The 12881-nt window shown below is 59.9% G+C and carries 10 protein-coding genes; 6 read left to right on the top strand and 4 right to left on the bottom strand.

Annotated features, from left to right (window positions below; all coding sequences use genetic code 11):
• The first annotated feature begins 60 nt into the window (after positions 1 to 60).
• From uup to rmf, 3 genes are all read left to right on the top strand, one after another.
• On the top strand, positions 61 to 1971 hold the full coding sequence (gene uup, locus C2U37_RS19940) for an ATP-binding cassette ATPase Uup (protein WP_104452945.1): 1911 nt from the start codon (positions 61 to 63) through the stop codon (positions 1969 to 1971).
• 8 nt (positions 1972 to 1979) lie between these two features.
• A complete protein-coding gene (locus tag C2U37_RS19935; protein WP_045524876.1) occupies positions 1980 to 3629 on the top strand; it encodes a DUF3466 family protein in 1650 nt (549 codons plus the stop codon).
• Positions 3630 to 3786: 157 nt separating this feature from the next.
• Positions 3787 to 3966 (top strand): ribosome modulation factor, encoded by a 180-nt coding sequence (rmf, locus tag C2U37_RS19930; RefSeq protein ID WP_005315693.1) that lies wholly within the window; start codon positions 3787 to 3789, stop codon positions 3964 to 3966.
• Positions 3967 to 4045: 79 nt separating this feature from the next.
• Here the strand turns inward: rmf and fabA are convergent, their stop codons facing one another.
• The 4 genes from fabA to C2U37_RS19910 form a co-directional block, all read right to left on the bottom strand.
• Positions 4046 to 4606 (bottom strand): 3-hydroxyacyl-[acyl-carrier-protein] dehydratase FabA, encoded by a 561-nt coding sequence (gene fabA / locus C2U37_RS19925; protein ID WP_010674758.1) that lies wholly within the window; start codon positions 4604 to 4606, stop codon positions 4046 to 4048.
• Between the two features lie 78 nt (positions 4607 to 4684).
• Positions 4685 to 6664, bottom strand: coding sequence for a Lon protease family protein (locus C2U37_RS19920; RefSeq protein WP_104452944.1), 1980 nt, complete (start codon positions 6662 to 6664; stop codon positions 4685 to 4687).
• A 207-nt stretch (positions 6665 to 6871) separates the two neighbouring features.
• Entirely contained in the window at positions 6872 to 8167 is a 1296-nt protein-coding gene (locus C2U37_RS19915; RefSeq protein ID WP_104452943.1) for a tyrosine-type recombinase/integrase, read from the bottom strand.
• Positions 8168 to 8447: 280 nt separating this feature from the next.
• Positions 8448 to 8753 (bottom strand): YebG family protein, encoded by a 306-nt coding sequence (locus tag C2U37_RS19910; protein ID WP_103858452.1) that lies wholly within the window; start codon positions 8751 to 8753, stop codon positions 8448 to 8450.
• A gap of 220 nt (positions 8754 to 8973) precedes the next feature.
• On the opposite strand from C2U37_RS19910, the gene C2U37_RS19905 reads away from it, so the two are divergent.
• The 3 genes from C2U37_RS19905 to C2U37_RS19895 are packed head-to-tail and all read left to right on the top strand — an operon-like array spanning position 8974 to position 12808.
• Positions 8974 to 9618: a paraquat-inducible protein A gene (locus C2U37_RS19905; protein ID WP_010674754.1), complete on the top strand. Its 645-nt coding sequence runs from the start codon at positions 8974 to 8976 to the stop codon at positions 9616 to 9618.
• Positions 9596 to 10204, top strand: coding sequence for a paraquat-inducible protein A (locus C2U37_RS19900; protein ID WP_104452942.1), 609 nt, complete (start codon positions 9596 to 9598; stop codon positions 10202 to 10204). The genes C2U37_RS19905 and C2U37_RS19900 overlap by 23 nt, the downstream gene beginning before the upstream one ends.
• Positions 10205 to 10255: 51 nt before the next feature.
• Positions 10256 to 12808, top strand: coding sequence for an MlaD family protein (locus C2U37_RS19895; RefSeq protein ID WP_104452941.1), 2553 nt, complete (start codon positions 10256 to 10258; stop codon positions 12806 to 12808).
• Positions 12809 to 12881 lie beyond the last annotated feature (73 nt).

Raw genomic sequence — 12881 nt, 5'->3', positions numbered from 1 at the left:
GACAAAACGGGGGCAGATTCACGCTGCCGCCCGTTTTTTCATAAGCAACAAGGAACAAACATGGCTCTTTTGACATTGCACGGCGCGTCCCTGTCGTTCAGTGATTTTCCGCTGCTCGACCATGCCGAGCTCACCATAGAGCGGGGCGAGCGCCTCTGTCTGGTGGGGCGCAACGGGGCGGGCAAGTCTACCCTGATGAAGGTGATTGCCAGCGAATTGCCGCTGGACGACGGCCGTCTGGTGTTGCAACAAGATTTGAAAGTGACCCGCCTCGAGCAGGATCCGCCCGCCTCGAGCGAGATCACCGTGTTCGATTACGCCGCAGAAGGGCTGGCCGGGGTAGGGGAGCTGCTCAAGCAGTACCACCATGTCTCCCACGCCCTGGCGCACGACCCTTCCGATGCCAACATTCGCACCATGAGCCAGTTGCAGGAGCAGCTCGACTATCAGAACGGCTGGCAGTACGAGACCCGCATCAATCAGGTGCTGACCCTGCTCGATCTCGACCCTGATGTGACGCTCGACAGTCTGTCTGGCGGCTGGCTGCGCAAGGTGGCTCTGGCCCGCGCCCTGGCGTGTGACCCGGATCTGTTGCTGCTGGACGAGCCGACCAACCACCTGGACATCGATGCCATCAACTGGCTGGAAGAGTTCCTCAGGGACTTTCGCGGCGCCATCGTCTTCATCTCCCACGACCGGGAGTTCATCCACAAGCTGGCGACCCGGATCATCGATCTCGATCGCGGCGTGATCACCTCCTGGCCCGGCAACTATGACGAATATCTGCAAGGCAAGGAGGAGTGGCTGCGGGTCGAGGAGCTGAAAAACGCCGAGTTCGACCGCAAGCTGGCCCAGGAAGAGGTATGGGTGCGCCAGGGGATCAAGGCGCGTCGTACCCGCAACGAGGGACGGGTGCGGGCCCTCAAGGCGATGCGCATGGAGCGCACCCAGCGCCGGGAACTGCAGGGCAAGGCCAAGCTGCAACTGGACGAGGCGGGCCGCTCCGGCAAGCTGGTGTTCGAGACCGAGGGGCTGGGGCTGGACTTTGGTGATCGCACCCTGTTCCAGGGACTGGATCTGCAGGTGCTGCGCGGGGACAAGATTGCTCTGGTTGGCCCCAACGGCTGCGGCAAGTCGACCCTGATCAAGCTGCTGATGGGCCAGATCGAGGCGAGCCGTGGCTCGGTGCGCCAGGGGACCAACCTGGAAGTTGCCTACTTCGATCAATACCGTGAGCAGCTCGACCCCGAGAAGACGGTGGTGGACAACGTGGGGGAGGGCAAGCAGGAGGTAATGGTTCGCGGCCGCTCCCGTCACATCCTCGGCTATCTGCAGGACTTCCTGTTCGAGCCCAAGCGGGCGCGCACCCCGGTCAAGGCCTTGTCAGGGGGCGAGAAAAACCGTCTACTGTTGGCCAAACTCTTCCTCAAGCCCAGTAACTTGTTGATTCTGGATGAACCAACCAACGACCTGGATGTCGAAACGCTGGAATTGCTGGAAGAGCTGCTCACCGATTACCCGGGCACCCTGCTGCTGGTCAGCCACGATCGCCGTTTCATCGACAATACCGTGACCGGCTGCTGGCTGTTTGAAGGGGATGGACGGATCAGCGATTATGTCGGGGGCTACGCCGACATGATGGCCACACGAGCCTTGCAGGCCGCCCAACAGACGGCCAAGCCGGCCCCGGTCAAGGTGGCAGAGCCTGTCGCGTCGGCAGCGGAGCCTGCGAAAAAAACACGAAAACTCTCTTACAAGTTGCAACTGGAGCTGGATAATCTGCCAGCCCGGCTGGAACAGTTGGAAATGGAACTCGATGCCCTGCAGGCCGAGATTAACCACCCCGGTTTCTTCTCCCTGCCAGCAGAGCAGACCCAGCCCAAACTGGATGCATTGAATGCGGCAGAGGCCGCATTGGAACACGCCTTCTCCCGTTGGGAGGAGTTGGAAGCGTTGAAACATCAAGACTAAGGAAGTAGATGAAAAAGCAATTATCCATGCTGGCCATCCTGGTCGGCGCCAGCCTCAACGCGCAGGCGGCACAAAGCTCCTTTTTCACCATCGTCGATGACGAAGTCAAAGGCTATGCCAGCGGGATCAGCGGCGATGCCAACGGCCTCATCGGGCTCAACACCAAGAACAACATGGCGGAATACTTCTCCACCGTGCGGTTTGCCGACTTCCTGGTCGATCGTTTCCGTTTCGAGCAGGGTTGCATGCTCTCCAACTCGGTCTGCAACTCCTTCTGGAGCGACAACTCGGGCTTTGCCTACCAGTGGCGTCGCGACTTCCTGGACAAGGTGGATCAACGCAGCAACCTGGGCTACGTGACCAGCTCCGAGGTAGATGGCCTGGTGACGGCCCTCGGGGATGTCCCGGAGGATCGGGTCGGTTACAAGATGAATGGCAAGCTGCGCACCGCCTTTGCCGTGGTCAATGACGGCAACCCGGTTGAGCTCAAGGATGCGGCCAGCACCCACGGCCTGAGCGTACCCACCTCCATCAAGAAGCTGGACAACGGTCAGTATCTGGTGACCGGTACCGCGGCCAGCGACAAGTATCGCCACAAGGTGGGCGGTGACTTCTACAAGTGGTGTTTCGAGACGGGCAATGACAGCCAGTACGGTGACTTCCGCTACTGCCCCGGGGTCGATACCCAGGCGAGCTTCTGGCTGCTCAACAGCTCGGGCGGGTTCAACAAGTTGATGCAGGCCGGCACCTATGGTCATCAGCGTGACGAGGTGCTGCAAACTGCCTCTGCACTGGGCGTGGCCAAGTACAACGGCACCCTCTACGGCGTGGGCTACAGCTCCACCGGCGAGGTGGGCACCGGTGATCTGGATGGTCGCAACCTCGCCAGCTACTGGACCCTGGATACGGCTGCCGGCACCGTGGGCACCACCAAGATCATCCCGCTGCCGGATGGCGAGCCTGGCAAGGACGATGCCAAGCTGCAACACAGCTGGGCCGTGGCCGTCAACGACAACGGCTACGTGATCGGCAACCAGCGCTATCGCATCAACAAGGGACAGAACCGCCCGGTGGAGATGTTCCTGTTCAACCTGAGCAAGCCGGGTACGGCGGCCAGCCTTCCTCTCCAGGACAAGCCGGTCTCGGGGGCAGGCTCGGAAGCGGCCGCCATCAACGATCACAACATGGTGGTTGGCTGGCGCGACTCCCGTCACCAGACCCAACCGGTGGTCAATGGCACCAACCGCATGCAGGAAGCCTTCCTGCTGAACGCGGCCGCCCCGGCCAACAGCTGGTATCTGAACGATCTCATCTGTGGCAAGGATGACGCCGGCAACAAGCAGTGTGCCCAGAACGGCAAGTACTATCACATCGCTTACGCGAGCGGCATCAGCAGCGACGGCACCATTGCCGCGACGGCGTATCGCTATGACAGCGAGAGCGACCTCAACAAACGCGCCAACGCCACCGTGGTCGCCGTCAAACTGACGCCGGCCGTGGCGGATTATCAGGGCAATGCCCCGGCCAGCTATGTGGTCAGCAATGCGCCGGTCAACAACCAGACCGGTCAGGATGGTGGCGAGGGCGGTGGCGGCAGCCTGTTCTGGTTGACTCTGCTGGCGCTGCCCTTTGCCTGGCTGCGTCGCTATCAGCGATAAATAAGTGTCATCAAAAATTAATGCAGTTCAGTATCTTGTGTCACAACCCCTGAATAGCATGGAATTTTTTGTTTGACCCTGCCTCCCCCCTGGGGTAAAGATGAAGGCGACCGGTGAAAAACTGGTCGCTTTTTTTGTTCCACGAAGAGGGTCGTAGATGATGAAGAGACAGAAACGGGACCGTCTGGAGAGAGCTCGCGCTCGTGGTTATCAGGCTGGCGTAGTCGGCAAACAGAAAGAAGCGTGTCCGTACCAGTGCCTGGATGCCAGGGGTCATTGGCTTGGTGGTTGGCGCGATGCCATGGAAGGGCGAGGCTCAGGCCTCTTCATGAAGTAACCGATACTTCATCACTCATTACAAAAGGAAAGGGGCCATTGTGGCCCCTTTACGTTGTTCTGCTCACCCAGGAGCAGGATCAGAATGCGGTGGTGTCTTTGAACAGGCCCACTTTCAGATCGGTGGCGCTGTAGATGGGGCGACCATCCACTTCCACGACGCCATCGGCAATGCCCATGACCAGTTTGCGGTTGATGACGCGCTTGAAGGTGATCTTGTAGGTGACCTTCTTGGCCGTCGGCAGGATCTGGCCGGTGAACTTGACTTCACCGACACCCAGCGCACGTCCCTTGCCAGGACCCCCTTTCCAGCCCAGGAAGAAGCCGACCAGTTGCCACATGGCATCCAGGCCCAGGCAGCCGGGCATGACGGGATCGCCGGGGAAGTGGCAGTCGAAGAACCAGAGATCCGGCGTGATATCGAGTTCAGCCAGGATTTCACCCTTGCCGTGCTCGCCGCCATGGTCGTTGATCTTGACGATGCGATCCATCATCAGCATGTTGGGGGCGGGCAGCTGGCTGTTACCTTCACCAAATAATTCGCCACGGCTGCAGGCAAGCAGCTCTTCACGGGTAAAGGACTCTTTGCCTTGTTCGCACAGGGAGAGGCGGGGATCAGTGGTGTCGTTATCTAGGGTCACGCTGTTTATCCTTCATATGGGTCAAAGCCGGGCCAATTTAGCTTACAGATGTTCGCTAAACAACTCCGATCACTTCATTTAACGGCCAAGCAGCCGATCCAGCAGGCTGCGCAGCAGGCCGCCACTCTTGGTTGTCGTGCCATTGAGTTCGTCCAGTCTCTCCTGGATGCGACCAAACAGGGTATCCGGCATGTCCGGTTCGCCAGCAACGCAGCCGGTGAGCAGCTCGATAGCCTCTTCCACGTGATCCACCGGGTGGATGTGGAACTGGCCGGCCTCTACTGCCGCGATCACTTCATCAGAGAGGTTGAGCTGCTGGGCGTTGGTGCCGGGCAGCAGAATGCCTTGCTTGCCGGTGAGGCCGTGGATCTTGCACACCCGGAAGAAGCCCTCAATCTTCTCGTTCACGCCGCCAACGGCCTGCACATTGCCGAACTGGTCGACCGCACCGGTCACGGCGAAGTGCTGATAGATGGGCTGGCGGGCGAGGGCGGAGAGCAGGGCACACAGGCCGGTCAGGGAGGCGCTGTCACCATCGATCTCGTGGTATGACTGCTCGAACACCAGGTTGGCCGAGAGCGGCGAGGGGTTCTCTGCGCCGAACTTGTTGGAGAGGTAGCCGTGGATGATCATCATGGCCTTGGCGTGAATGTGCCCGGCGAGCTCCGCCTTGCGCTCGATGTCAGCCACATCGCCATCCCCGAGGTGGACGGTCGCGGTGAGGCGTACCGGCTCCCCGAAGTCATAGGGATGGCCGGCCACCTGGATGACGGAAAGGCCGTTGATCTGGCCAACCTCTTCACCGTCGGTCTGCAGCAGGATCTGGCCGTCGATGACACCCTGATCCGATTGCTCCACCAGATAGTTGAGGCGGTAATCCTGCTCTTCCAGGGCGAGCAGGATATGTTCGTCAGTGACGCAGGTCGCTTCCAGCTCGCGGGCCAGGCTGTCGGCCATGCGCATGATGGCGCCGAGCTGTACCTCGGAGAGGGATAGCCACTCCTGGTGGTCACACAGGCGGCTGGCATGGCGACAGAGGGCGAGGAGGGCACTTGGCGTGAAATCCAGCAGCGCCCAGCGCGCTCGCAGCCAGGCGAGATATTGCAGGAAGGCGGGGAGATCTTCCTCGATGTTCACTTCTGAGACCAGATCGGCACGCAGGAAGATGCGTTCCGCCATGTCCCTGTCCAGCATCTGGAATTCCGCCACGTCCAGCCTGTCACCGACCAGGATCAACTTGAACCGGATGGGGGTCGCCTCCGGGGTGAAGAACGGCGTCAGCGTCTTGCCTTCCTGATAGGCATTCCAGTCCAGCTCGCCTTTTTGCATGGCGTTTTTGAGCTTGAACCAGAGATGAGGCTGATCCAGCAGCTCATCAAGCTGGAGTACCAGGTAACCACCGTTGGCTTCCCGCAGCAGGCCGGGTTCCAAAAGGTGCTGGTTGGCGTAGACGGAGCCTTGTTCCGTCTGATAGTTGATGGAACCGAACAAGGTATCCCAGTTCAGGTCGCGGCCGTAGACGACAGGGGCTTGCTGATCCTCATGATGGATCAGCAGGTTGATGAGCACCGGGTGCTGAAACTCGAGGCCCTGGGCGACATGGGCGGCCAGATCGGAGAGGAAATCCACGATCTTGGGGTCGTTGTTCTGTTTGCGGATGATCCGGGTGACCAGCCGCTCGGCGTCGAGATGGTGGCTCATCAGCTTGAGCAGCTCACCGACCATTTCGCAGAACTCGAAACCCGAGCCCGGTTGCAGGCACAGCCAGATGGGCTTGAAAGGGTTGTTGAGATTCTCGGTATAACAGAGATCGAACAGGTCGCCATCCTTGCCATTCGAAGAGGCGATCAGGGTCTGGCAGACATTCTCGTAATCTGCACCGGGGAAACCGTTGAGGATCATGACCGGGCAGTCACCATCAAAACTGGCCAGCCGTTTGATACCCGAAATCGCTCTGGGTTGCAGGGCGGCAAACGGAATGGGGTCGAGTTCGCCAAGTGTGGGGAACTGCTCAATCGAGAAAGCGGGTTTTAATTGTTCTGATGTTAATTCAGCCACTTAAGACATCCGGTCGGGGATAGGATCAATTGCCACCATTATACACAGTTCGGTTGAGGGTGACAGAATACCAAGATATTAAATTTAACATAATATACATTATGCGCAGTGTCGTATTTTATGAGTCCCAGGGCATGATCAATCAAGGATTGCCTTTAGGTCCCGTGTCTTGGTTATGAGTGCAGTTTTATTGTTCACCATTGGTTATCAGTCATATGTACGGTTCTGGTCGAGCAAGTGGTCCAGCGGCTTGCGGCTGGCACTCTCGTGACGTTCCCGGTTGCCGGTGTGCAGGTACTTGGAGGTGGTGTCGATGCTGTCATGTCCCGCATCGGCTTGTACGTGGGATAAAGGCCGGCCGTGCAGATTGATGTCATGGGTGATACCGGTATGGCGAATGGAGTGCGGCGTCAGGGTTCGCATTTCAGCGGCATCCTGATCAAAACCGTCTTGTTCGGCGAGGCTTGCGGCCTGTTCAAATACCGCCATTACCAAGTCTCGTAGCTGGCGGATACCCAGATTGGCATTGAGTTCGCCATGTTCGCGGCCATGGGCCGCCGCCTTGTGGCGTACGAACAGCGGGGTCTGCTCCCCGGGGGCCGGCAGTGGCGAAAGTCCAAGAAAGGTACGATAGCGAGCCAGGGCTTCGAGCAGAGCCTGAGAAACGGCTACGGTGCGACGTTTACCGCCTTTGCTGCGGGGAATGTCATAACCCCAGACGCCCGTTTTGGAGTCACGTCGAAACTGGCCCATGACGGGGCTGAAACCCGGCCTGGCCGCCACCTCGGAAATCCGCAGATAACAGGCATACATCAGACAGATGAGAAAGCGGCTGCGCTCATGTTGTGCCGGGCATTCGGCAGCGAGCTGTTCGGCGGCTTGCATCACATAGGACCATTGCAGCTCGGTGAAGGATTGCGCGTCTTCACCAGCCTCCTGGGGGCCCGCACGTTTAACCCGCTGCAGCAGGAGAGCCGGATTGCGATCCATGTACTCCTCCTGGATGAGAAACTGGAAGAAGGCGGACAAAATGGCGAGTTTTGTCTTCATCGCCTGCTCACTCAGTCGATACGGCAGCTCCCGGCCCAGTTCCCGCTTGCCAAGAAACGGACGCCACAGGGGGTTTGGCAACCGTTCCCCCCACTCCTTGTCGAGCACGAACTGGGCGACGTTGCGATAGGCAATCAGTCCGGACGGTGGCGCCTGGCAATAGTCGAGATAGCGCATCATTATGCGCCTGGTGAGATCCCTGGGGCTGATGGCCACCTCGCAAAAACACCAGTGCAAAAAAGTGGTCAGCTCACTGCGATAGGTCTTGTAGTTGTTTTCGCTGTGGCGCTGCTCCAGCAGCCAGTCGACTGCCAGCTCATACACGATCCCCGCGTCGGGGACCTTGCCAAGACTCAGGGTGGCGAGGTACTGGTTGACCTGGGGATTGCCCGCCTCAAGGTGGTCCACGCTATCGAACAGTGGCATGGCGGGTGGAAGTGCTGGATGAGTCATGATGGTGTGTGATGTCGGTTGAATGTTTTGAACGGAGCCGCAACCCCCTGATGCCGATAAATGGGGTTATCGGCATCAGGGCTTGCAGTGCGCCTTGGGGGCAACGACCTGAGGCATCTTGCTGTGATACCCCATGATCACGAGCAATCGGCATATTCAATGAATATGCAGTGTGGCTGGAAAATTCTCGGGGAAAATAGCCGCGATAATGACTTAAGTTGCACTTTTCATGAATGAGAGAGCGGCTTCTGCCTCACATCCCCTTCCCCGCCCTTTCGTCTCAAGCCACGCTCTTCAGGGGCTTCCCCTTTGGCAGTTCAGTATCCTGCTTGTCTTCTTTGGATGGATTCCCCTGCCCTTTTCCACCGCGCAATACCTGCTGCAACTGATCCCGCTGCTCGGCCAGATAAAAGGCCAGACTCTCCTGCTGTTCCGGTGCAAGCGCGACCGGCGCGCCCGCCAGCAGTGTCATCAGCTCATCGGCGGTGTCCAGCAGTTTGTCATAGGCATCCGCCTCTTTCTTGCTGGCAAAGGTCATCTTCTCCACTCCCCCACGTACCACAACATACTTGATCTCAACGGCCATCGCGGCGCCCTCCTGATGATTGTGATTGCAAGTATATGTACGTATATACAGTATTGCAAATACCCTCAGCATGTCGGCATGCATCGCCAGCCCCTGCTTGGCTGGCGGCGGCCAGTTCACACCGGAAAACACGTCTTTTCAAAGGGGGCTGTGCAGCGCGGCAAGACAGGGCAGGCGTTTTAAGGTAAATTTCATCAATTCCTTCAACAGGTTGAATCGTATGTCGGATCCGCACTCGGTGATTGTCTGTCCGGCCTGTGACTTGCTGATCGAACGCAAGTTGCTGCCGCTGCGCCGTCACGCCCATTGCCCCCGCTGTCATCAGCATCTGTATGGGCGCTATGCCTTTCGCCCTTCCCAGTTGATGGCGCTGACCATCACCGGATTCCTGTTGCTGCCTTCCGCGTTTTTTGAGCCTTTGATCTATCTTCGTCTGGCGGGCGTGAACTCGGACGCCAACCTGATCAAGGGAATTATGATGCTGTATGCCGAGAGCGAGCTCTGGGTGGCAACACTGGTGCTCTGGTGCGCCGTGCTGGCGCCGACAGGGTTGCTGCTCGGGATCTTTGCCCTCGCCTCCGGCCTGGCCAAGCGCTGGCATCTGCTGGCGTGGACCCTCAAAGCGGTCGAGGTATTTCGCCACTGGGCCATGCTGGAGGTGTACATCGTCAGCCTGCTGGTCGCCCTGTTCAAGCTTATCGACATCGCCGACGTGCGCCTGGGAGGCGGTCTGCTGAGCCTGGGTTGTCTGATGCTGCTCAACATGACGCTGCTGATCCTCTTTGATCCTGCCCCTTACTGGGAGCGGATTCCGCTGCAACACGCCTCCCGGGAGCCGGACCATGTCCCCGATCAGCGCCCGTGAACTGGGGCTTTGCCGCTGCCATACCTGCGGGTTGCTGGTGCGCCATCAACACGGCATGAGCTGCCCTCGTTGTCACACCCCCTTGCAGATGCGCATCCCCCATTCCCTCGCCTGGTCATGGGGCCTGTTGGCGCTGGCCACCTTCATGTTGTTGCCTGCGAACCTGCTGCCCATCACCCACTTCTACAACAAGGGATTATTGCAGTCCGATACCATTTTCAGCGGTATCATGGCGCTCTATCTCAGCAAGATGTCCGGCATCGCCACCATAGTACTGACCGCGAGCATCATCGTGCCCATCGGCAAGATCCTGGGTCTTGGCTGGATCTGCTGGCAGTTGCAGCGCAGCAAGCCGGTGCGCCGCAAACGCCAGCTCGTCATGTACCGCATCATCGATTTCATCGGACGCTGGTCCATGCTGGACCTGTTCGTCATTTCGCTGATGGTGGCCCTGGTGGATCGCGGCGTGCTGCTCAACGTGCGTGCCGGCCCCGGGGCGACGGCGTTCGCCGGCGTGGTGGTGCTCACCATGATGTCGGCCAGGATGCTCGATACCCGCCTGTTGTGGGACAAGGCGGCCCGTTAATGTTTTTTGTGTCGAACGCGCTGTGCATCACAGCCAATGTAAGGAGTCGGTATGGTCGGGGCTGAGCCCGTCATTGAGAAGCACCGCTGGTTATCCCCGGTCTGGTTGCTGCCCTTCATCGCCCTCTTGCTGGCGGGAGGCTTTCTCTACCAGCAGTGGACGAGCAGTGGTCAACTCATTCGCATCAACTTTGCCCAGGGCAACGGTATCTTGCCGGGCAAGACCCAGTTGCGCTATCAGGGGGTCGCCATCGGCGTGGTCCAGGAGCTTGAACTGGCACAGGATGGTCGCAAGATTGCGGTGCTGGCCAAGGTGGACAGCCGTGCCCGCTCCCTCATACGCAAGGGCTCCGACTTCTGGCTGGTGAGTCCGAAGGCGTCACTGACCGAGATCTCCGGCCTGGACACCCTGGTGTCCGGCAACTACATCAACCTGCAACCCGGACGGGAGAACAACCCGCTGGAGGATGAGTTCGATGCCCTGGATGGCCCTCCCCCCGGTTATCAGGCCCAAGGGCGAACCCTGCACCTGACAGCCGATTCTCTGGGGTCGGTGGGCATCGGCGCCAAGATCTATTTCCGCGGGCTGGAGGTGGGCAGTGTCATCAACACCCGTCTTGGGGAAGAGAACCAGAACGTGATCCTGGATCTGGTGATCGAGCCGCGCTTCGAGCACCTCGTCAAGGCGGATACCCGCTTCTGGAACATCAGCGGCATCAAGGGCTCCTTCAGCCTGGCTGGCGTCAGCGTGGAGGCGGGCAGCCTCACCTCCATCCTGAGCGGCGGCATTGCGTTTGACTCCCCCAAGGATTCTCCCGTGGCGCAAAAGGGGGTCAATTTCATCCTCTACAAGGGGCTGGCCGAGGCCGCCCGGGGTGAGCGCATCACCATCCAGGCGGGGACTCTGCCCATCAAGGAAGGGATGCCCATCCTCTATGAGGGCATCGAGATTGGACGAGTCGACCCCATTCGCCTCACCGAACAGGGGCGGAGCGTGACGGCCCTCATCAACCCCGAGCAGGCGTTCCGGGTGACCGGCAAGAGTCGCCTGGTGTGGGAGACGGTCTCTCTCTCCCCTGCCGGGATCAAGCATGCGGATCGCCTGCTGGCCGGGCCCGCCATTCGTCTGGACTATGAACCCGGTGAACGGGTCAACACCATGACCCTGGAGAGCCAGGCACAGCGCGGCGGCATCAAGCTGACCCTGCAGGCAGAGGATCTCGCCGGTTTGAGCGAAGGGGCTCCGCTCTGGTTCAAGGGGTTGCAGATAGGTCAGCTCGGGGCACTGACCCTGGATGCCGGCGGCAATGCCAGTGTCGAGCTGCTGGTGAACGAGCGTTATCGCCATCTGTTGCAACGGGCTCGCTTCTATCGCGCCGCCCCCTTGCAGGTGGAGGCGGACCTCAGCGGTATCAAGGTGGAGACCAGCCCGGCCAGTGCCTGGTTGGCGGGGGGCATCAAGCTGGTACAGGCTGCGAAGGGTGACAGGATTGACCGCCTCTACCCCAGCCAGGAGCTGGCCCTGCTTGGGAGCCGCCATGCCAAAGCGGTCAGCTGGACGCTGCGTGCCGCTCAGGCTGATGGTATCGGTGTGGGCTCCCCCGTCCTCTACCTGGGACTGGAAGCGGGCAAGGTCAAGGCGCTGGATGCCGATGGTCGCGGGGTGGCCATCACCCTGGAGATCGATGCCATCTATGCTCCTTTGCTCAAGCAGCAACCCCAGTTCTGGAAGAAGGCCGCCATCGACGGCAAGATCCGGCTCGACGGCGTGCAGGTCAAGATGGGGAACCTCGCCACCCTGCTACGTGGTGCCATCGAATTCGACAAGCTGGGGACAGGTCGCAGCAGTCATCAGCTCTTTGACAGCAAGGAGCAGGCAAGCTCCCAGGTGCGCACCCTCACCCTCACGGCGGATCACAACCCGGGTCTCGGGGTCGGCAGCCCCATCCGCTATCGCGGAGTGGACATCGGCAAGGTGGAGCAAGTGGAACTGGATCCGACCCTGGGCCAGGTAAGCTTCAAGGCCGAGCTGAATGAGCAATATGCCGCGCGTTTCCTGCAATCCGGGGCGCGCTATGCCCTGGTGCAGGCCAAGGTCGGGCTGGGGGGCGTTGCCCACCTCGATACCCTGATCAAGGGGGCCTTTGTGGAGGCGACACCGGGCCGGGGGGCTGGCAAGGAGACCTTCCCCTTGAGCCAGAGTGGCCCCGCCGGTCTTGCCCTGACCCTCAAGAGCCCCTCCGTCGATGGCATCAGCGTGGGCAGCCCCCTGCTGTTTCGCAAGATGGTGGTGGGCAGCGTCACCGGCGTGACCCTGGCCCGGGATGGCAGCGAGGTACTGATCGATGTGAATGTGGATGGACAGTACGCCCATCTGATACGCGCCAACAGCCGCTTCTGGAATGTCTCCGGGGTCAAGGCCGATATCGGGCTGACCGGTGGCACCATCGAGGTCGAAACGGTGCAAAGCCTGCTGGCAGGCGGGATTGCCTTCAATACGCCGGAGCGGGAGATGGGCGCGACCGTCAAGGCGGGCCATCGTTATCCGCTTCATGCCAAGGCAGAGAAAGAGTGGCTGGAGTGGAGCCCCCGCATCTTGCCCTGAGTTATTCCCCTGTTCGTCAAAAACCGGCCTTGTGCCGGTTTTTTTATGGCCTCATGGACTCCCCCATCAAGAA

The organism is Aeromonas sp. ASNIH1, assembly GCF_002934285.1.
Lineage (GTDB): Bacteria > Pseudomonadota > Gammaproteobacteria > Enterobacterales > Aeromonadaceae > Aeromonas > Aeromonas caviae.
This window is presented reverse-complemented; position numbering and strand designations above follow the sequence as displayed.